The sequence below is a fragment of the Rhizobium grahamii CCGE 502 genome, assembly GCF_000298315.2.
GTDB classification, from domain to species: domain Bacteria; phylum Pseudomonadota; class Alphaproteobacteria; order Rhizobiales; family Rhizobiaceae; genus Rhizobium; species Rhizobium grahamii.
The window spans coordinates 11,923-31,921 of sequence record NZ_AEYE02000029.1; the positions used below are offsets into that span (position 1 = coordinate 11,923).

20 protein-coding genes are annotated in these 19,999 nt (G+C 60.1%); 5 read left to right on the forward strand and 15 right to left on the reverse strand.

The window, feature by feature from the left end:
• Positions 1–16: 16 nt before the first annotated feature.
• From ptsP to RGCCGE502_RS21845, 4 genes are all read right to left on the reverse strand, one after another.
• Positions 17–2,284 carry a phosphoenolpyruvate--protein phosphotransferase gene (gene ptsP, locus RGCCGE502_RS21830; RefSeq protein ID WP_016556370.1) on the reverse strand — a complete coding sequence of 756 codons (2,268 nt, stop codon included), beginning with the start codon at positions 2,282–2,284 and terminating at the stop codon, positions 17–19.
• 90 nt (positions 2,285–2,374) lie between these two features.
• Positions 2,375–3,649: an aspartate kinase gene (locus RGCCGE502_RS21835; protein WP_016556371.1), complete on the reverse strand. Its 1,275-nt coding sequence runs from the start codon at positions 3,647–3,649 to the stop codon at positions 2,375–2,377.
• 301 nt (positions 3,650–3,950) lie between these two features.
• Positions 3,951–4,385 carry a MarR family winged helix-turn-helix transcriptional regulator gene (locus RGCCGE502_RS21840; RefSeq protein ID WP_016556372.1) on the reverse strand — a complete coding sequence of 145 codons (435 nt, stop codon included), beginning with the start codon at positions 4,383–4,385 and terminating at the stop codon, positions 3,951–3,953.
• A 17-nt stretch (positions 4,386–4,402) separates the two neighbouring features.
• Positions 4,403–4,852: a MarR family winged helix-turn-helix transcriptional regulator gene (locus RGCCGE502_RS21845; RefSeq protein ID WP_016556373.1), complete on the reverse strand. Its 450-nt coding sequence runs from the start codon at positions 4,850–4,852 to the stop codon at positions 4,403–4,405.
• Positions 4,853–4,938: 86 nt separating this feature from the next.
• Between RGCCGE502_RS21845 and RGCCGE502_RS21850 the strand changes: the two genes are divergently transcribed.
• The 3 genes from RGCCGE502_RS21850 to RGCCGE502_RS21860 all read left to right on the forward strand — a co-directional run bounded on the left by RGCCGE502_RS21850 (position 4,939) and on the right by RGCCGE502_RS21860 (position 10,643).
• Complete coding sequence (locus RGCCGE502_RS21850) at positions 4,939–6,747, forward strand: chloride channel protein (protein ID WP_016556374.1); 1,809 nt, start codon at positions 4,939–4,941, stop codon at positions 6,745–6,747.
• 468 nt (positions 6,748–7,215) lie between these two features.
• Positions 7,216–8,268, forward strand: coding sequence for a diguanylate cyclase domain-containing protein (locus RGCCGE502_RS21855; RefSeq protein ID WP_019280481.1), 1,053 nt, complete (start codon positions 7,216–7,218; stop codon positions 8,266–8,268).
• 167 nt (positions 8,269–8,435) lie between these two features.
• Positions 8,436–10,643: a CHASE2 domain-containing protein gene (locus tag RGCCGE502_RS21860; protein ID WP_040675500.1), complete on the forward strand. Its 2,208-nt coding sequence runs from the start codon at positions 8,436–8,438 to the stop codon at positions 10,641–10,643.
• On the opposite strand, the gene RGCCGE502_RS21865 is transcribed toward RGCCGE502_RS21860, so the two are convergent.
• Positions 10,640–11,647 carry a FecR family protein gene (locus tag RGCCGE502_RS21865; protein WP_016556377.1) on the reverse strand — a complete coding sequence of 336 codons (1,008 nt, stop codon included), beginning with the start codon at positions 11,645–11,647 and terminating at the stop codon, positions 10,640–10,642. The genes RGCCGE502_RS21860 and RGCCGE502_RS21865 overlap by 4 nt on opposite strands.
• A 189-nt stretch (positions 11,648–11,836) precedes the next feature.
• Here RGCCGE502_RS21865 and ubiG point away from each other — a divergent pair, with 189 nt between their 5' ends.
• Positions 11,837–12,586 carry a bifunctional 2-polyprenyl-6-hydroxyphenol methylase/3-demethylubiquinol 3-O-methyltransferase UbiG gene (ubiG, locus tag RGCCGE502_RS21870; RefSeq protein ID WP_016556378.1) on the forward strand — a complete coding sequence of 250 codons (750 nt, stop codon included), beginning with the start codon at positions 11,837–11,839 and terminating at the stop codon, positions 12,584–12,586.
• Positions 12,587–12,595: 9 nt separating this feature from the next.
• Here the strand turns inward: ubiG and RGCCGE502_RS21875 are convergent, their stop codons facing one another.
• The 6 genes from RGCCGE502_RS21875 to RGCCGE502_RS21895 all read right to left on the reverse strand — a co-directional run bounded on the left by RGCCGE502_RS21875 (position 12,596) and on the right by RGCCGE502_RS21895 (position 16,527).
• On the reverse strand, positions 12,596–13,474 hold the full coding sequence (locus RGCCGE502_RS21875; RefSeq protein WP_016556379.1) for an SDR family NAD(P)-dependent oxidoreductase: 879 nt from the start codon (positions 13,472–13,474) through the stop codon (positions 12,596–12,598).
• Positions 13,471–14,256: a hypothetical protein gene (locus tag RGCCGE502_RS21880; RefSeq protein WP_016556380.1), complete on the reverse strand. Its 786-nt coding sequence runs from the start codon at positions 14,254–14,256 to the stop codon at positions 13,471–13,473. The genes RGCCGE502_RS21875 and RGCCGE502_RS21880 overlap by 4 nt, the downstream gene beginning before the upstream one ends.
• A 10-nt stretch (positions 14,257–14,266) precedes the next feature.
• Positions 14,267–14,854 (reverse strand): protein-S-isoprenylcysteine O-methyltransferase, encoded by a 588-nt coding sequence (locus tag RGCCGE502_RS21885; protein WP_016556381.1) that lies wholly within the window; start codon positions 14,852–14,854, stop codon positions 14,267–14,269.
• A 65-nt stretch (positions 14,855–14,919) separates the two neighbouring features.
• Complete coding sequence (locus tag RGCCGE502_RS21890; RefSeq protein ID WP_016556382.1) at positions 14,920–15,498, reverse strand: hypothetical protein; 579 nt, start codon at positions 15,496–15,498, stop codon at positions 14,920–14,922.
• A 151-nt stretch (positions 15,499–15,649) separates the two neighbouring features.
• Positions 15,650–15,778: a hypothetical protein gene (locus tag RGCCGE502_RS35705; protein WP_037075964.1), complete on the reverse strand. Its 129-nt coding sequence runs from the start codon at positions 15,776–15,778 to the stop codon at positions 15,650–15,652.
• Between the two features lie 170 nt (positions 15,779–15,948).
• Positions 15,949–16,527, reverse strand: a complete 579-nt coding sequence (locus RGCCGE502_RS21895; protein ID WP_016556383.1) for a L,D-transpeptidase — start codon at positions 16,525–16,527, stop codon at positions 15,949–15,951.
• 332 nt (positions 16,528–16,859) lie between these two features.
• On the opposite strand from RGCCGE502_RS21895, the gene RGCCGE502_RS21900 reads away from it, so the two are divergent.
• The gene (locus RGCCGE502_RS21900) at positions 16,860–17,612 is read left to right on the forward strand and encodes an SDR family NAD(P)-dependent oxidoreductase (protein WP_016556384.1); all 753 of its coding nucleotides are present in this window, start codon (positions 16,860–16,862) and stop codon (positions 17,610–17,612) included.
• 17 nt (positions 17,613–17,629) lie between these two features.
• Here the strand turns inward: RGCCGE502_RS21900 and RGCCGE502_RS21905 are convergent, their stop codons facing one another.
• The 4 genes from RGCCGE502_RS21905 to RGCCGE502_RS21920 are packed head-to-tail and all read right to left on the reverse strand — an operon-like array spanning position 17,630 to position 19,969.
• Positions 17,630–18,058, reverse strand: coding sequence for a DUF1178 family protein (locus RGCCGE502_RS21905; protein ID WP_016556385.1), 429 nt, complete (start codon positions 18,056–18,058; stop codon positions 17,630–17,632).
• Complete coding sequence (locus RGCCGE502_RS21910; protein ID WP_016556386.1) at positions 18,055–18,912, reverse strand: carbon-nitrogen hydrolase family protein; 858 nt, start codon at positions 18,910–18,912, stop codon at positions 18,055–18,057. Before RGCCGE502_RS21910 ends, RGCCGE502_RS21905 begins: the two co-directional genes overlap by 4 nt.
• A gap of 9 nt (positions 18,913–18,921) precedes the next feature.
• Positions 18,922–19,179: a glutaredoxin 3 gene (grxC, locus tag RGCCGE502_RS21915; protein WP_016556387.1), complete on the reverse strand. Its 258-nt coding sequence runs from the start codon at positions 19,177–19,179 to the stop codon at positions 18,922–18,924.
• Between the two features lie 34 nt (positions 19,180–19,213).
• Positions 19,214–19,969 carry a ComF family protein gene (locus tag RGCCGE502_RS21920; protein WP_016556388.1) on the reverse strand — a complete coding sequence of 252 codons (756 nt, stop codon included), beginning with the start codon at positions 19,967–19,969 and terminating at the stop codon, positions 19,214–19,216.
• Positions 19,970–19,999: the final 30 nt, after the last annotated feature.

Sequence of the window (19,999 nt, forward strand, 5' to 3'; positions counted from 1 at the left end):
TTCTGCTTGTCTTGAACTATAGAGGAATATTGTGAGCGTCAGCGAAGTGGGCAAGCACCTCGCGTATCGAGGTCGCCGACTTGGTATCGTCGAGCGCGTCGTTCATCACTTTTGCCAGCGCCTCGGCATCGAGACCGAGAAGCATCGCCTTAACAGGACCGATCGACGCTGGCGACATCGATACCGCACGGAAGCCGATGCCGAGCAGCGCCATCGCCGAGATCGGCTTGCCGGCAAGCTCGCCGCAGAGCGTCACCGGCGTGTTGTTGCGCTCACCCGCGCGTACGATGTCGCGCAGGATCCGGAGGAACGGCTTGCCAAGCGGATCGAAGCGATCGGAAACCCGTGCGTTGCCGCGGTCGACCGCCATCGAAAACTGGAAGAGGTCATTCGAGCCGACCGAGACGAAGTCGACCGCCGACATCAGCTCGTCGAGCTGCCAGAGCAAGGCCGGCACCTCAAGCATCGCGCCGAACTGCAGCTTGCGCGGCAGACCATGACCGAAACGGGAAAGGTGCTGCACCTCTTTTTGCAACAACTCACGCACGGCGGCGATCTCGGAAACCTCGGTCACCATCGGCACCATCAGCTTCAGCTCGATACCGGCCGCCGCCTTCAGCATGGCGCGCAATTGCGTGCGCAGCAGACCCGGACGATCGAGCGACAGGCGGATCGCCCGCCAGCCAAGCGCCGGATTTTCTTCTTCATGGCCACGGAAATAGGGAACGACCTTGTCGCCGCCGATATCGAGCGTACGGAAGGTCACAACCCGCCCGGCCGCCTGCTTCAGCACATTGCGATAGAACAGTTCCTGTTCTTCCGCCTTCGGCATGGTTGAGGCGATCATGAACTGCAATTCGGTACGAAACAGTCCGATGCCTTCGGCGCCCGAGTCCGAAAGCTGCGGCAAGTCCACCAGCAGCCCGGCATTCATCATCAGGGACACGCGCTGCCCGTCCTTGGTGCGCGGCTCGACGGAGCGCAGCGCCCGGAACTGCTCCTGCCGACGGGCCCGGAACCGCACCTTTTCCTCATACGAGCGCTGGTGTTCGGGCATCGGGCGAAGATGCACATGCCCGCCATCCCCATCGATGATCACGGCATCGCCGTTTTCGGCAAGCGCCACCACGCCAGCTGCCTGGCCGATGACAGGAATACCCATGGCTCGCGCAACGATCACCACATGGCTCGTCACCGCGCCTTCCTCCAGCACGAGCCCGCGCACGTTGGCGCGAGGATAGTCCAACAGCTCAGCAGCGCCCATCGCGCGCGCCAAGATGATGGCGTCGCTCGGGAAACCATCGCCCGCGGTGCGACCGGTATAGCCGGTCAGCTGCCGCAACAGCCGGTTTGCCAGATCTTCGAAATCGTGCATCCGCTCCCGCAGATAGGGATCCGTCATACGGATCATGCGCGCCTTCGTGTCGCTCTGCACCTTCTCGACCGCAGCTTCCGCCGTCAGGCCGTTACGGATCGCCTCCTCGAGCTTGCGCACCCAACCCTGGTCATAAGCGAACATCCGATAGGTTTCGAGTACCTCGCGGTGCTCGCCTTCCATCGAAACGTCGCGCTGCGACAGGAGGTCATCGATCGAGATGCGCAGCGATCCGAGCGCCTCACCCAGACGCCGGATTTCCTTCTCGGAATCCTCGTTCAGAAGGTTGGTGACGACAATGCGCGGCTCGTGCAGCACGACGTAGCCGAGGCCAATACCCTCGTTATAGGTATCGCCATCGATGGTCACCGAACGTGTCAGGTCGAGTTCGAGGCCAGGCTTCGTGATCTTCTTGAGCTCGCCGGTGGCGATCATCTCGGCAAGCACCATCGCGGTCGTCTCGAGCGCTTCGAGCTCTTCTTCGCGGTAGGTGCGGCTTGCCTTGTTCTGCACGACCAGAACGCCGAGCGAACGGCCGGTGCGCAGGATCGGCACGCCAAGGAAGGAATGATAGATTTCTTCGCCAGTTTCCGGCAGGTAGCGGAAGGCGGGATGCGATTGCGCGTCGGAGAGGTTGAGCGGCTGCGCCGATGCGGCGATCGTGCCGACCAGACCCTGACCCATCTTGAGTTGGGACAGGTGGACCGCTTCCTTCTTCAGGCCTTCGGTTGCATAGAGTTCGAGGACGCCGTCGGCGCGCAGGACGTAGACGGAGCAAACCTCCGCCACCATGTTGCCTGCAATCTGGCGAACGATCCGATCGAGACGCTCCTGCGGCTCCAGCGGCTCCGCCATCAACTCGCGTAGCCGCTTGAGCAGCACGCGCGGACCGCCGGAAAGGTCTCTCATTGCGTCTCAAGCTCCAAAACAAACATCAAAGTCACACAGCCGATAGCCGCGTGACTTCTCAACTTGAACGCGCGGCAGGTCTGTTCAGAATCAGTTCTTATCCAGACCGTAGCAGGAATGCAAAGTCCTGACAGCGAGTTCCGCATAAGGACCGTCGATCAGGATGGAAATTTTGATCTCAGAGGTCGTAATGGCCTTGATGTTGATGCCCTTGTCGGCCAGCGCCTTGAACGCGGTAGCGGCAACACCGGCGTGACTGCGCATACCGATACCGATGACCGACACTTTCACCAGGCCCGATTCGTTCTGAACGACATCGTAGCCGATCTTTTCCTTGTTCTCGCCAAGGACCTTGATCGCCTTGTCGACATCGCCCGACGGAACCGTGAAGGTCATGTCGGTCTTCGAGCCGTCTTCGGAGATGTTCTGGACAATCATGTCGACGTTGATGTGGCTTTCGGCCAGCGGTCCGAAGATCGCGGCGGAAACACCCGGCCGGTCGGCAAGACGGCGAAGCGAGATCTGAGCCTCATCCTTGGCATAGGCGATGCCGGTGACTACTTCCTGTTCCACGATTTCATCCTCGTCACAAATCAGCGTTCCGGGCGGATTCAAGAAGTCACCCATGCCCGGAGCATCGGGATCTTCGAAAGAGGAGCGCACGAAGGTACGGACCTTGTGCACCATGGCAAGCTCGACGGAGCGAACCTGCAGGACCTTGGCGCCGAGCGAGGCCATTTCGAGCATTTCCTCGAAAGCGATCTTCTTCAGGCGGCGTGCCTGCGGCACGATGCGCGGGTCCGTCGTATAGACGCCGTCGACGTCGGTATAGATGTCGCAGCGATCAGCCTTCAGCGCTGCAGCAACGGCAACGGCCGAGGTATCGGAACCGCCGCGGCCAAGCGTCGCGATGCGATTGTCGGGGCCAATGCCCTGGAAGCCGGCGATGACGGCAACCTGGCCCTCACCCATGCGCTTGACGATGTCGGCGCCGTCGATTTCCTGGATGCGGGCAGCGCCATGGGCATTGTCCGTACGGATGGAAATCTGCCAGCCCTGCCACGAGCGGGCGTTGATATCCATCGCCTGCAGCGCGATTGCCAGCAGACCGGCCGTGACCTGCTCGCCCGAAGCGACGACCGCATCATACTCGCGCGCATCGTAAAACGGGGAATTGGCGCCGACAACCTTCGGCATATTCTGCACCCAGCCAACGAGCTCGTTGGTCTTGCCGGACATCGCCGAGACGACGACAGCCACTTCATGGCCGGCATCGACTTCACGTTTCACATGGCGGGCAACGTTCTTGATGCGGTCCAGATCAGCGACGGAGGTCCCGCCGAATTTCATTACGATGCGTGCCATATGCCTCTACCACGACCTAGTGCCGAGAGAGACCAAAGCCAGACCCGGCATCACGAGCCCCCTGCATGGAGCCGCACGGCTGAAGAGCCAGGAATTGGGAGTTTCTGGAACCCTTCTAACGCCTTGCGCCCCCGGGGCCCAAGTTGCCGCGTCTCTTAGCGAGTTTGTGGGGGGGTGGCAAGGTGCCGAAAGGAGAATGCCGGCGTGACGGGCCGACCGTCAAAGGAGTTCGCCAATGCCATCACGCCTGTTTGCATTTTTGCCAGCCTCGACCAGCAACGCCTGGTCTTTCGTGCCTTCCCTAAGGTTCAATTTCGTCTTGCAGCCTCTTGAGGATGTGGATGAGCTGCGGAGCCATTTCCCTGATCTCGGTCAAGTGAATGGCGGTCAAGCGTTTCAACACCCCCTCAGCCTTGTCAGTAAGCTCCAGTGTTTGCCGCCGTTTGTCGTTCGGATCGGCGCGGCGCGATACATAGCCGGCGCTAACCAGCCGACCGACCAGTTCCGTCGCCGAATGCGGCGCTATCAACAGTCGTTCTGCAAGCATTCCGATGGTCATCGCATCCTCGCCGCGATGCCCCTTGATTGCGAGCAATGCCTGATGCTGTTGTGTCGGAAGTCCCTCTTCTTGCGCTGCGGACGTGCTGAAGTCCATGAAACGGCGCAAAGTATAACGCAAGTTGGACAAGGCTTCGTAGTCGGCGTCGGTCAGTCCTGTCCTCGGAGTCTTCAACACGTGTCCTCTCGTAGCCATCATTGCATCCAGGCGGCGACCTCCATTCTTCGATGATCCTGCAGGACTCGAAGCGCTAACAAGAGCTCGGGTGCCATCTCCCGGATCTCATAGAGATGCGCAGGCGTCAGCCGCCGCAATATCTCTTCCGCCTTGTCTGTCAACCGCAGAATGGGCCGGCGCCTCTGTTTCACGTCGACAATGACATAGGCGTGTTCCTCAAGCGATCGTGCAAGGTCGGCAGCGGATGCGGTAGGGACAAACAATCGTTCCGCCAGCATGGAAACGCTCATCTGCGCTCCACTCCGTAGCCCTTTGATGGCAAGCAACGCCTGATGCTGTTGCGGCGTCAATCCAAGCTTCTCGGCCGCTTTTGTGCTGAATTGGCGAAACTTCCGGATCCTGTACCTCAGGTTCGCCAGCGCCTCGTAGTCAACCTCCGACAAGCCTCCGCTTCCGCTTGACGTCATTTTCGCCTCCTGAATTTCCCTGTTGATTTATATCGTATCACGATATATTTGCGACGTCGAACGAAAGTGCTGCAACAGGACCCGCGATGCCCCAGCAACCCACGACCCACCGACCACACGACTTCACCGGCGGCCTCTCAAGGCGTGAGGCGGGAGATTTCACCACGGATAGACGCGTTCTCGCACTTGTCGGCATGGCCGTGGTCATTGGCTCCGGTGGTGCATTTGCCGCCTGGGGCCTGGTGAGCCTGATCTCGCTGGTCACGAACCTGGTGTGGTTCGGACGCTTCAGCATCGCTGCCACGTCGCTTGCGAATGCGCCCCGCTCCGCATGGATGGTTGCGATTCCGGTCCTCGGTGGCCTGGTCATCGGGTTGATGGCGCGCTTCGGATCGGAAAAGATCCGCGGCCACGGCATCCCCGAAGCTATCGAGGCGATCCTCATAGGCGGCAGCCGTATGTCGCCGAAGGTGGCGATCCTCAAGCCGCTATCCTCGGCGATCTCCATTGGCACCGGCGGACCCTTCGGTGCGGAAGGTCCGATCATCATGACGGGCGGCGCCATCGGATCGCTCTTTGCGCAGTGCTTCCATTTGAGCGCAGCGGAACGCAAGACGCTCCTCGTCGCCGGTGCGGCGGCCGGCATGACGGCGATCTTCGGCTCCCCGATTGCCGCGGTCATGCTCGCCGTCGAACTGCTGCTTTTCGAATGGAAACCCAGAAGCTTCATCCCGGTTGCCATCGCTGCCTGTGTATCGATCTGCTGGCGCCCCTTCCTCTTTGAAGCTGGCCCCCTTTTCCCCAAGCAGTTTCACATGGACCTTCCCTGGTGGGGCATCGGGATTTGTGCCGCAATGGGCATCGTCGCCGGTCTGCAATCCGGCCTCCTGACGACGCTGCTCTACAAGATCGAAGATCTCTTCGAGGCACTGCCGATCCATTGGATGTGGTGGCCGGCAATCGGCGGACTGTTCATCGGCTTCGGTGGCTTGATCGAGCCTCGCGCCCTGGGCGTCGGCTACGACATTATCGATGGATTGCTCAACAGCACGCTTTTGCCGCCAGCGGTGCTGGCGATCCTGCTTGTGAAGTCAGCCATCTGGCTCGTGGCTTTGTCTTCAGGCACGTCGGGCGGTGTGCTTGCGCCACTATTGATCTTCGGAGGTGCTCTCGGCTGGCTAATCGGCCTGGCGCTCCCGGGCGACCCTGGATTCTGGGCCTTGCTTGGCATGGCCGCGATGATGGGCGGAACCGTGCGGGCGCCGCTGACGGGAACCTTCTTCGCCGTCGAACTCACCGGCGACATTTCTGTGCTGGTACCGCTCTTGGCGGCGACGGTAACGGCCTACGCCGTGACCGTGCTTCTCCTTCGCCGGTCAATCCTCACGGAAAAGATCGCCAGACGGGGTCAGCACATCACCCGGGAATATGGCATCGATCCTTTCGAATTGACGCGAGCGCGCGACATCATGATCAAGGATGTCGATACGCTTTCGACAAGGATGACAGTCGGCGAGGTCTGCGCGTTCTTCGCGACGACATCAAGAACGCACCGGGTTTATCCCGTTATCGACGAGGAAGGCGCCCTCAAAGGGCTTGTGTCTCGTGCCGAGGCGTTGCAATGGCAACAGGAAGCTGCACTTTTCGACCAGCGTCTTGACGACATGGTTTCGGACGCCTCCATCCCTGCGGCTCATCCAGACGATACGGCAGGATACGTTGCCGACCTGATGCTTTCTACGGACGCTGGACGCATCCCGATCGTCGACCCACAGACCTCCAAGCTTGACGGCTTGATTGCGCGGAAGGACCTGCTGCGTCTTCGACGCACCCTGCGGGCGGCAGAGACCGAGCGAAAACCCTTTCTCGGACCACGGACGGCAAACGGCGAATAGTTACGATGCAGCCACCCGTTCTGACGCGAATACCTATCGAGGGCTTTCGCCACGGCAATTGGCCATGAGCCGTCGGAATGACGTTTGCTAACTGCTCGAAAGATGCAGTTCCATCGCACTCCAGAAAACAAGCGGCCTAGTTCTCTTGGACCGGCGCACCCGGTCCAAGAACGAGGGCTCCGATGCGCTTTGCAGAGCTACCGCTCCAAGGCGCCCGATCGCCGGAACAATCCCGCTGAAGTCGTCAACTCGCGCCAATACCAACTTTTGACTTCACAGTTTCTTAATTAGCCCTCAGGTACTCTAAGTTGTTCGATAAGGGGCTGTGGCACAACGTGAACCGCATGAAGTGGGATCGGACGCGACAATCAGATACGTTGCATTCTTCAAGGTTTACCTGTCCGATCATCGTCTCAGGTGCGATGCCTGTGACGCTTCCACCGAAAGTCGTTGCACATGGCAGTTGTAATGCCGCCCACAAAGCCACCTGCTCAGCAGGCTCGCAAGGAAATCTACAATATCGTATTCGCGACGTTGAACCGGCTGGAGATTGAAGCCTCGCCGGCGAACTACGAGCTCATGTACGACGTCATCAGCGGCAACAATCCGGAGCTTCGCGAAAAGTTTTCGCGCCTTCGCAAGCCGATTGCGGAACATGAGGTCGAGGCGTTGGCTCGAACCTACCTACCGCATCATTTCGGCAAATCGATCCACGACGAGTCCGCAAGCCGCCTCCAAAACGAACTGACCAGTTTGAAAGAGTCGCTGCAGTCAGGCCAGAGCTCGCTCTCGACCTTCACGAACATGCTGGGCCAGGCGACCGGGAAAATCTCCTCGATCGACCCAAGGGACACGAAGACGATGCAGTCCCACCTCGGCTCCATTCGCCAACTGAGCGAGGTCCAGCAGTCGAAGAGTGCCAAGTTGCTTGAAAACGTTTCGACACAAATTTCAACAGTTGCGGCCATTTCGGACGAAGTGGAGCAATTCGAGCGCACGAAGTTCACGCATCCGACCACGAGGCTCGCCAACCGGCGCGGATTCCATAAGAAGCTTGCCGAGCTTTACGGCGCAGAACGCTACCCTGACGATATTTCGCTTCTTTTCTGCAATCTGTTGGTTCTGACGCCCTTTGAGACCGCGGAATTCCTCAGGCTCAAGGAAGCATTCCTCGAGCGCCTTGGCGCTATCGTCTCGCAAACCGTTCAGACGATGGATTTCGCGGCGTGGCTTGACCGGCCGCAGATCGGCATCATTGTCCGGACGAGCGCCGAGACGGAGGTCCAGAAGATCGCCGATCAACTGAAGAGAAGTTGCCTCGCTGCTTTTGACAGCCGACAGGGCGTTATGCCGAAAGTTATTGCCCGCTTCGGCTGCAGCACGACCTACCAGGCTGGCACGGCATCCGAACTGGTGGCGAACACTGAAAAGGCTCTTCAGACAGCGATTGACGAACAGAACGAGAAGGTAGTGTTCCTCTCGGGAGCCACGCGCAAAGACTGGATGCTCTATCGCAGTTGACAACGTGGTGCGATGCCGGGTCTCGCGGCGGTCATCGCAGCCTTCGCCATTGCATAGTGTGTCAGAAAAAGGCAGCCTAGACTTGCCTGGAAACGCGCTGACGGAGGCTTGCTTGCTCCGGTCCTGTTGTGCCGCCAGGTCTCCGGCGCGAGGGCCTCGATCGGATCATGACGCGTGCGCAGCAAATCGGCGTTATCATCGGCCTTGCCATTGTCGCGGCCTTCACGATGCTGCGGGCAAGCGATCCGCCGCTTCTGCGGCAGATCCGTGACATCACCTTCGACGAATACCAGCGCATTTCCCCGCGCGCCTTCGAGCCGACGCCGGTCCGTATCATCGACATCGACGAAGCCTCGCTCAAGGAATTCGGCCAGTGGCCCTGGCCGCGCGACCGGCTCGCCCTTCTCGTGCAGCGACTGTCGGACATGGGCGCAGCTGCGATCGCCTTCGACGTGCTGTTCGCCGAGCCGGACCGTCTCTCGCCACGCACCGTCATGCGTGATGTCGCCGGTGTCGACCCTAGCCTGCTGAGCCGGCTGCCGGACAATGACGAGCTTTTCGCCGAGGCGATCGCCGGACGTCCGGTGGTGCTCGGCTTCGGCCTGACGACCGAGGGCAACTATCGACCACCGGTCAAGGCGGGCTTCGCCTTTACCGGCGAGAGCCCTCTCCACGCTCCTCCCCGCCTCGACGCGGCAACGCCGATACGCCCGCAGTTGCAGATCAATGCCACGGGTCTCGGCCATATCAGCCTCAATCCAGGCAATCCCTCCGCAGTCGTTCGCAAGGTCCCTCTCTTTCTGACCGACGGCGAACAACTCTATCCGAATCTGGCGATCGAAGCCCTGCGCGTCGCCCAAGGCGCCTCGACCTATATACTGGCGGCCGCTCCCGAGGCTCCCGACACGCTGACATCGGTCAAGATTGGCGAGTTCGTCGTGCCGGTTACGGCGAGCGGGGAGCTGTGGCTTTACACCAGCCCCGATATTGCTGACCGCTACATTTCCGCCGGCAAGATTCTTTCGCCACAGGGTGTCGATCCACAGGTTGCTGCCGCTATCGAAGGAAGCATCGTCTTCGTCGGCACGTCCTCCGCCGGTCTGCAGGACATTCGCACGACCGCCCTCGGCCAGAACGTTCCGGGTGTCTCCATGCACGCCCAGACCGTCGAACAGATCCTGTCCGGCCACTTTCTCTCCCGACCGGACTGGGCGGACGGAATGGAAATTCTCGCAATTGCCGTACTGGGCACGATCCTGGTCGTGCTGACGACCTTCGTCAGCCCGGCCGTGGCACTCGCTTGCGGCCTGTGTATCACGACGCTGGCGCTCGCCGCCTCCTGGTTTGCCTTCTCGGCCTGGGGCCTGCTTTTGGATCCGCTGGCTCCGATCATTGCCGGCTCGATTATCCATTTCGCCGCCACCTCGTTTCGCATCCTCGTCATCAACCGCGAGCGGCGTGAAGTCCGCCGAGCCTTCGGGCAATATCTCTCGCCCTCGCTTCTCTACAGGATCGAGCACACCCGCAATGCTCTGCGCCTCGGAGGCGATGACCGCGAATTGACCGTGATGTTCGTTGACGTGCGCGGCTTCACCGAACTCAGCGAGCGGCTCCAGCCCGCCGAGGTCGTCCGCTTTCTGAATACGCTGCTCGACGCCCTCAGCCGTCATGTGACCGCCAACGAAGGCACGCTCGACAAGTTCATCGGTGACTCGATCATGGCTTTCTGGAATGCCCCGGTGGATGTCATAAACCATCCTGCCAAGGCGGTTCGCGCCGCCCTTGCCATGCGTGACACTCTTGCCTCGCTCAACGCGTCGGATGCCTTCGGCTTCGGCCCCGACTATCAGGTGGGCATCGGCATCGGCATTCACACGGGGCTTGCCTGTGTGGGCAATATGGGAGCCGAGACACGTTTCAACTATTCCGCGGTCGGTGATGCCGTCAACGTCGCTGCGCGCATCGAATCCGCCTGCAAGGAGGTCGGCTTCGATATCCTCGTTTCGGAAAACACAGCCGCGGAACTGCCGCACTTCGCACTGCTCGACGCGGGTCTGCTCGGACTGAAGGGCAAAAGCAGCCGGGCGCGGCTCTATGCCGTCGTAGGCGGCGATGAGGTTCGCAGTTCGAGTGCTTTCGCCGACATGCAACGCATCCACACAGAGCTCGTTGTGGCGCTGCGCACCCATTCGGCGGAAAGCCGAAAGATGCTCCACGTCGCCAAGCTCAAGGCGGCGGAGCTAACGGCGACGCTGCCGCAGTTCTACAGCCGTCTCGGGCGCCGGGCCGACCACTTCCGTGACAGTCCCAGCGGCAATCATGACGGCACGCACGTGGGCCTACCGCACGAGGCCAAGGTGCATCCCGAACTCTAATAATTGCCGCTTCGGCCTCCGCCACCATAGCGACCGCCGCGATCTCGATCCCTGTCGTCACCGCCATGTCCGCGATGGTCACGGTCGTGGTGGTCGCGCCCGTGGTGATCCCGGTCGTGATGGTGGTGGTGATGATGGTCGGGCTTGTCCGGCTCGTCGGGCGGATCCGGCGTGTCCGGCGGCTGCTGCTGTGGCTCTGGCGCTTGAGGTGCCTGAGGTGCCTGAGGGGTCGGCTGAGGTGCGGGTGGAGGTGGCGCCGGCGCGGGGGCTTGTGGAGTCGGTTGCTGCTGCCGCTGCGGCTGTGGTCGATCCTGGTGGTCCTGTCGCAAGGATGCCAGCCCGCAGCTCGTACGAATGCCGCCGAGCACCCCGGAAAGTTGCTGATCACCGGAGAGGAACGGCAGCGCGCGTGGATTGCTCAGCGTCTGCAGCGTACGACGGTCGACCTTGCTAGGATCGGTCATCCTGCCGCCGCGAGTTGCAACCACGCAGTCGCACTGCTGACGCAGCTGACGACAGCCACCCGGACCGCAGAAACTCGCCGCACCACTCAGCAACACGATGGCAGTCGTCCCGTTGGGTCCGACGTAGAAGTCAAAGGCGGTACCACGTACACCAATGGTCCCTGCCGGAGTTACGATCGAGTAGGCGGACGATGCCGAATTGCCGCTGATCCACCGGAACGTGCCTTTCGCCGCCTTGATCGAAAGCCGCTTCACGGAAGCGGAATCATCGTAAACGAACTTGTCGATCACAACCGTCGAGCCAGCACCGACGGCAAGCTTCGTCCCGTCCTTGAATATGAACTGCCCAAGGCCCGAGGATGATGTTTTTATACGCTCGTCTCTGTGAACAGGCGATCGCACCACCAGTGGGCCGGTCTCGCCCGAAACCTCGGTCCGGATCAATGTCGCCTGACCAACCGGCTCGGCGGAAAACGCCGTCATCGGGCCAAACAACGCAGCAAAAACACCTGCAGCGACAGCACCACAGAAGCGAAACATGACCGCCCCCCAACAAACTTTTTTTATATTAGCATATTGTTAACTTTAACGTCTCCTCATCTTCTTGGTGTAGGCCGAGCGTTTTCTCGCCTCGTCTTGGGGTTGCTTATGACGCAGCGTCTACGCCCAGCCCTTGACTTCGTCGACACTTCGTCCGACTTCACTCAGAACGAATGAAGGAACGGAAATATGAGCGAAGCGGCAAAGAGCACGATCGACCAGGACGAAGTGGACCGCTTCTCGGCAATGGCTGCGGAATGGTGGAGCCCCACGGGGAAGTTCAGGCCGCTGCACAAATTCAATCCCGTCCGGCTCACCTATATCCGCGACAAGGCAGCCGAGACCTTCGGCCGCGATGTTCGCAGCGCAAGGCCGCTCGAAGGGCTTCGCGTTCTGGATATCGGTTGCGGCGGCGGTCTCCTCTCGGAGCCAGTCGCACGGATGCGAGCAACCGTCGTCGGTGCGGATCCGTCTGAAAAGAATATCGGAATCGCCTCGACGCATGCAAAGGCTTCCGGCGTTGCCGTTGACTACCGTGCAGTTACCGCCGAGCAGCTTGCAGAGGCTGGCGAGACTTTTGACATCGTTCTAAACATGGAGGTCGTCGAGCACGTCGCAGACGTCGATTTCTTCCTCAGCACCTGCGCCAAGATGGTTCGCCCCGGTGGCTTGATGTTCGTCGCAACGATCAACCGGACGATGAAGGCGGCCGCACTCGCCATCTTTGCAGCCGAGAACATCTTGCGGTGGCTGCCGCGGGGCACGCATCAATACGAGAAGCTGGTCCGTCCAGAAGAGATCGAAAAGCCTGTCACGGAAAATGGCCTCACGATTATCGACCGCACCGGTGTGTTCTTCAATCCGCTGTCAAACCAGTGGAATCTGTCGAAGGACATGGACGTGAACTATATGTTGCTGGCGAAACGCGCCGGCCCATAACATCCACGATCAGGCGCTTGCCCGGCGTCCCTCTCGCGAGCCGCAACACTCCTTGAAAGGCTTGCCCGAACCGCAAGGACACAAGTCGCGACTGCGCCGTTGCAGACGACCGATCAGTGGCACCTTCACCGCCGATGGCAGCGACGACGCCACGAAGGCCACTAGCTTTGCCGACAGGCCCGGCACTACCAGGCGACGGCCGGACTTAAATCCACGCCAGGCGCGCTCGGCGACGTAGTCGGCGCTGAGCTTCGGCAGGATCTTGAACAGCGCGGCCCGACCGGCGCCGGAACTCTCAAGAAACTCGGTTGCCACAGGCCCGGGCGCAACGCAGGTAACCGTCACGCCGGTCGATTTCACCTCTTGATACAAAGCCTCCGAAAACGAGCGGACGAAAGCTTTGCTGGCATAGTACAGCGCCATGTTCGGACCGGGAGTAAACCCGGCAATGGAACCGAGATTGAGTACGCCGCCACGCCCGCGCGCTACCATTCCCGGCAGAAAATTCAGCGTCATATCCGTCAGTGCGCGGATGTTGAGGTCGACCATGCCGAGCTGGTCGGTAATAGGAAGCGTCGTTGCTGCCCCACGCAAACCATAGCCAGCGCTGTTGACCAGCACCTCACAAAACAGGCCGTTGGAAGCCAGGAATTCCTTCAATTGTGCCGATGCGTCGGTTGCACGCAGGTCAAGCGAAAACATGAATGCCTGGCCTCCCGCCTCTTTCACATCGCTCGCCGCGGCAGCCAGTCCATCCAGCGACCGTGCAACAAGGACGACGGCCGTCCCGTCTCGTGCAGCCACCTTCGCAATTGCCCGGCCGATGCCCCGGGACCCACCGACGACGACGACGGCGGGGCGCAATGTTTCACGCTGCTCTTCGATCATGATACCGTTCCAGACACAATCTCACCGGCGATCACGCTACTCGAGGCCAGACCGCGGGCCTCATCGGCGATCGCGCCGTTGAGGATGCTCTCGAAGCGAACCAGGGCACGCGCCACGTTTGCACCATCCATCACTCGGTGGTCATAGTGGATGCGGACCGTGACTGTCCCGTCGTCCGAAATCGGCCCATAGTTGAAAATGGTGGTTAGCGGCGTCAGTGGGTTCAGGGATTCTGCTCCGAGGCCCGAATAGACCGACAACTGGAATGTGCCGAAGCGTCGCCCGCGCTGTCGTCCAAGGTTCAACCCGAGCCACATCAGCAGCCAGCGGATAGGGCCAGGCGCGCGGGCAAATTTCAGTGCCCGGCGAAACTCCTTAATCTCGTGGATGGGTTTCGATCTGGCGGCAAGGAAGTGTTCCTCGATTTCCGCGATGGACTGATGCTCAGGATCCTTCATCGTACTCAGCAGAACGATCCGCTCGCCGTCATGCTCCCGCTCGTGCGCAACAGAGGCAACACTGACCGGATACTCATAGAGCTGCGGCCTGGGCAACTTGACATACGCACGCCGCAGTTCCGGAACGTCCTGGCTGAGAAGCGCATAGCCTTTCAGAAACAACACCGTCCACGATGTCTTGGTCTGTTGTGCCATTCTCGCCTGTTGCAGCGGCCCGAGATTCATCTGCCTCTGAACCGTGACGCGCGGCACACCGATCGAAAACCTCATCAGGTCCCCGACGAGACGCCGCGATGGCGAAAGCTTGATGGCACGTCCCCGCATCATGCGTCCTCTAATAGATGTAGGGGATGATTCGCTTTGTCCGGTCCATGTAGGCGCGATACTCCGGCCCGAAGATCTCGAGCATCATCCGCTCTTCCTTGTCCACCCGCAGAAAGAAGAGGACTGCAAAGCCGATCACCCCAGCCAGCCCAACCACCCAATTAGCCAGCAGAAACGCCTGGCCGAGCGCCATGAGCATAAAGGACGTATACATCGGGTGGCGGACGAGCGCGTAGGGACCGTGGGAAATCAATTCGTGCTTTTCGCGTATCTGCAGGGAGATCGACCAGTTCCGGCCGAGCGCCTTGTGGGTCCTGCGGAAGACCCACATGGCCGAGAAAAACAAGACTGCACCAATGATCACCGCCCACAAATGCGCCGGATAGTCGGCAGCTTCCGGCTTCCCAGTCGCGACGTAGAAGCCCGGGATAAAGGCAAGGCCGAGCAATGCGACCGAAAGGCCAACAATTTCCACGCCAGAGCGACGGTCGCTAACGACCTTTGTGCGCCTCGCGCGGCGTTCCGAGGGGTAACGAATGGCATACCAGGCGATGATGCCAAGCACCCACACGATTTTACCAATGACAGCAACGCTCAATTCAGATCACCGGAGTCCCTTCGTCGATCATGCGAAGGCGATGACCCGATCGGCTCGCTTCGCACTCACGTATTCATTTCTCGTAGCTTTGTAATGAACTCTTGCGGACGAAGCCAGATGCTCGGCGTCTTGTATCCCATGGAACCTGCAATCTCGCCGACGAAATTGTTGCAATTGTCGACCGTGGCCTGCCACAACTTCGATTTTGCCTGCAATTGGCGAATGAAAGCGACGGTTTTGTTGTACTCAGCCTCGGTGAGCAGAATGCGCCAACTTGCCGAACGGTAGGCTTCTTCAAGGTCACCATCCGTCGCCCCGGTCGTAGCCGGAACGGGAATGAAATGCCCGAGAACGTAAGGCGCAGCGTCAGCAGAAGCCGGCGCAAGCCCGGCAACCTGCGGATTGATCATCCCGCCGGCCTTGTTCAGGCGTCCGAAGACCGCATAGGTATGGCCATAGGTCAGCGCATAGCGTGAACGGAACTCGATGAAATACTGGCCTTCGCGCTGGGAGGCCTTACCGACTTGCGAACCGCTGGCATCCGAAGTGAACCTCGGCTGCGGCGGTTTGTCGTCCGATTGGCAAGATGTGAGTGCGAGAGCGGTGAGAACCAGGAGGAAAAGGGGGCCTTTTGCAAGCGTCATCGTTACGCTTTATCTCCGACATCGAATGAGCACGGACCCTCAAGCAAAATGCCAGCCTAGGGTTGCGCATTTGCGCAGAGGCGGCCCGGCTCCGACAAACGATTCGGGGGAGGGGCCACGAAGTCCCTCCCCCTAACTCAAAGATCAGATGTTACTTGGTGATCGGGGCTTCTGCCACCGGTGGCGGGGCCTTCCCCTTGCCCTTACCAACTGCTCCGCAAGCCGTCAGGCTCGAAACGGAAAACAACGCAACCAGGCACATGATTAGGATTCTGCTCATCAAAGTAGTCCTCTCCGTTAGCATGGAATAGGTTATCGAAGGCAACGATTCTACTAATAGCGGTAAAATAGCCCCAAGCCAAGTGCAGAAAGGGCACACCTTACCCCCACGTCGCGCAAGCGACGCGCAAAGCTAACAGACGGTGGCAATATCGTTACAAAATGTAAGTATCATATGACCAAAACTGGCGTCCCGACGGGTGCCCGCCCGTAGAGATGAACGATGTCCTCATTGGTCATACGGATACAACCATTAGACACCGCCTGCCCGATCAGCCATGGTTCGTTTGTCCCGTGGATTCGGAAATAAGTATCCTGCCCGCCGCGGTAGAGATAAAGCGCAGCCGCACCAAGAGGATTGTTCTCGCCGCCGGGAACACCACCTGCGTATTGCGCCAAACGCGGCTTGCGTTCGATCATGCTCGCCGTCGGCGTCCACGATGGCCATTCAGCCTTCCGGCCAACAACGGCGCTGCCCTTCAGCGTGAGGCCTTCCTCACCGACGGCAACACCGTAACGTGTCGCGCGGCCTTCGCCCTCGACGTAGTATAGACGACGCTCATAGGTGTTGACGACGACGCTGCCGGGCTGCTCGCTGCCCGAATATGCAACTTCCCGCCGACGGATGGGAGAACCCGTCGAGGAGAACGGATTCCCTATCGGCCAGCTCGCCGTAGTGCATCCAGAGGTCATCAAAGCGACACAGCCCAAGACAAGGCCACGGCGCGTAATATGGTCGTCGTTATCCATTGTTACCTGCTAAGATTGGTGAGCCCTACTTCCTTCCTTTAGCATTCCGTGGTTTTCAGGCCAAGCCTCAACCCCACAGAGAATTTGAGGCCTCCACAAATAGCATATGCGCGCGTTAATCGGCCGTTCGGCCAATCCCGACCATGCAGAAACCATCCTATCGTTGTATAATTCCTTCATAACGGTATCGCGTTGGCAGGCGCCTCTTGCGGTAGCAAGCGTCAAAAAGCTAATTTGAGCCGGTTACGCGCGCCGGCGCATCAGGGGATTTAGGGAGGATGTGCTGCCCAGGTTTGCATTTGCCTTGCCGGAGGGGAGCATAACAGGAAACGATGAACCTTGGTTTTGAAGGAAAAGTAGCGCTTGTCACCGGAGCTGGATCTGGCATTGGCGCGGCCATCTCGCGGCGTTTGGCTGAGGAAGGCGCGCAGGTCGTCGTCGCAGACATCAATGCCGAGGCAGCGGAGTGCGTTGCCGATGAGATTCGTGCCCAAGGAGGCCTATCGCGCCATTTTGCTGTCGATGTGACCGATGCCGCAGCCGTAGAAAAGCTGATTGGGGCGGTTGTCGAGACCTGCGGCGGCCTGCATCTTGCCGTCAACAATGCCGGCGTCGATGGCGTGCGGAAGGCAACCGGCGACTACCCGCTCGACAACTGGCAGAAACTGATGGACGTCAATCTCAATAGCGTTTTCTACTGCATGAAATACGAGATCGGCGCCATGTTGGGTGGCGGCGGCGCGATCGTCAACGTGTCATCCGTTCTCGGCGCCGTCGCGTTGCCATTCGCATGCGCCTATACGACAGCGAAGCACGGCGTCGTCGGCCTGACCAAGGCAGCCGCGATCGAATATGCGCGCCTTGGCATTCGCATCAATGCAGTCGGCCCAGGCTGGATCGAAACGCCGCTCTCGTCCGAACATCGCGACATTGCAAGCAGCCGGCGCATGGAGGCGCTGCAGCCCATGGGAAGGCGCGGCATGCCTGAGGAAGTGGCGGCGCTGGTCTGCTTCCTATTGTCCGAGCAGGCGAGTTTCGTCACCGGCAGCTACCATCTCGTCGACGGCGCCTACAGCGCGCATTAAGAGCCTTTTAGCGCTCGTCAGTTCACGTCGTCAGGCAAAACAGGTAGGGCAGCGATCTCGATGCCCTCGTCCAGAAGCGCCTGCGCCTCATCCGCTGTCGTCTGTCCGATGATCCCGCGAGCGTCGCTTTCTCCGTAGTGGATCTTGCGGGCCTCCTCGGGAAATCGCGTACCGACGTCCTCGGAATTGGCCTTGATTGTCGCTACGGTCTCTTTCAGCTTTTGAAATGCATCCCGACGCATCGTATCCATCGCCAGCGTCTGCATTTCGTCCTTCTTGCGCGCGGTCGATACCGAGGGCGCCATCAGGAGCTTGGAGATCGACGCCGAATTGCAGCTAGGACAGGTCAGGAAGCCGGACGCGATCTGGCGATCGAAATCGGCGCTTTCGGAAAACCAGCCTTCGAACTCATGGGCATTTTCACAACGCAGAGAATAACGGATCAAGCCGCGACGCCTCCTGCGACTGCCCCCGCAACCCTCTCAATAGAGAAATCGCGACCGTTCTTCAGGTTCGGAATCTTGTCATGCGCAGCCTTGACGGCAGAGGGGTCAATGTCGGCGATGATAACGGCTTCGCCCTCCGGACCGGCTGACGCCAGCACCCTGCCCCATGGATCAACGATCATCGAGTGACCGAACGTTTCACGCCCATCCTCGTGGCGACCGGCCTGAGCGGCAGCGACAACGAAAACGCCATTCTCGATTGCGCGCGCCCGCAGCAGGATTTCCCAATGCGCTTCGCCAGTCTGCTTCGTAAAGGCAGCCGGAACCGTCATCACTTCGGCTCCGGCGACAGCTTGCGCACGAAAAAGCGCCGGGAAGCGGACGTCATAGCAAATCGCAAAACCCATTTCGGCAAAGGGCAGCGACAACACACGCGCCTCCGATCCCGGGCGGTATGCCGCGCTCTCGCGCCAGCTTTCGCCATTGTCGAGATCGACATCGAACATATGGATCTTGTCGTAGCGATTGAGGATCTTGCCGTCGGGACCAAAGAGAAAGCCGCGGTTTGCGAGCTTGCCGTCATCCAGAGCGATCGCGGTCGACCCCACATGCATGAAGATGCCCAGCTCTCTGGCGAGCTCCGAACCAGTGCGAGCGATGACGTCGTTGCCCTCGTCGCGCAGCACAGCCCTGGCGGCGGCCCGGTCACGCTGCAGCATGCCGGTCATTTCCGGCGTCTGTATATAGGTCGCACCCCGACTGGCCGCCTCACGAACGAGGCGCACCATCGCCGCCGCGTTCCTCTCGGGATCGACACCGGAACACATCTGAATGGCAGCAGCCCTGAACGTCATTTCTCTTCCTTAGGCCGCGAGCAGCGGATCGAGCTCGCCGGCGCGATCCAGCGCGTAGAGATCATCGCATCCGCCCACATGCTGCTCACCAATGAAAATCTGCGGAAACGTCGTACGGCCGTTGGACTTGCCGATCATTTCCTGGCGGAGATCAGGTGCGAAGGTCGCGTCGTGCTCGACGAAATCGACGCCCTTTTCGGACAACAGCGACTTGGCGCGCACGCAATAGCCGCAGGCTTGGCGCGTATAGATAGTGACGGGTGCCATAAGGACTCCAGACAGAATACAAGTTATCTTTTCGTCATATAGTTTCTGAAAGAGCCCTTGCAAAGGTCAAAACCGTGATATCGGCCGCCCCCTCCTTGCGCAGAACCCTGGCTGCCGCGGCAACTGTGGCGCCGGTCGTGTAGACGTCGTCAACAAGGACGAGCCGCTTGCCGAAGACGTCGTTGTCCCGCGCCTTGGCGATCGCGAAGACACCGCGAACATTCTCCTCGCGGGCCTTTGCGCCGAGCCCCACTTGCGGGCGGGTCCGTTTGATGCGTAACAGCGTCGCGGGCAGCAGCGCCTTCCCGGATTGCTGTGCGAGATGACGAGCCAGTTCGGCCGCTTGATTGAATTTGCGTGAGAACATTCGGCTCCGATGCAACGGCACCGGCAAGATGGCGTCGCACCGCTCGACCATTCCGTCACTTGCCCTTAACATCCATCCGGCCATCATCGGCGCGAGATCTGTTCGGTCGCGATATTTCAGGCCATGCACCAACTGACGCACCGGCTCGTCATGAAAAGCAGCGGATCGAAGTCGGTCAAAAGGCGGAGGATTGGCAATCGCCTCGGCACTGAGGATACCCGAGCCCAGATCGTGCGAGAATGGCACGCCCAACACCTCGCAATAGGGCCGCTCGATGAAGCGCAGGCCAGACCAGCATGTCGGGCATAGGCCGCTGTGGCGGCCGGTCGTGACACCGCAGACCACGCATCCCGGCGGATAGACGAGGTCGGCCACAAGCTGGAAGGGACGCGTCAGGAGCGCCCCATTCAACTCCGCGGGCAATCGTAATCCCCTAAATCCCATCTGCCCCTC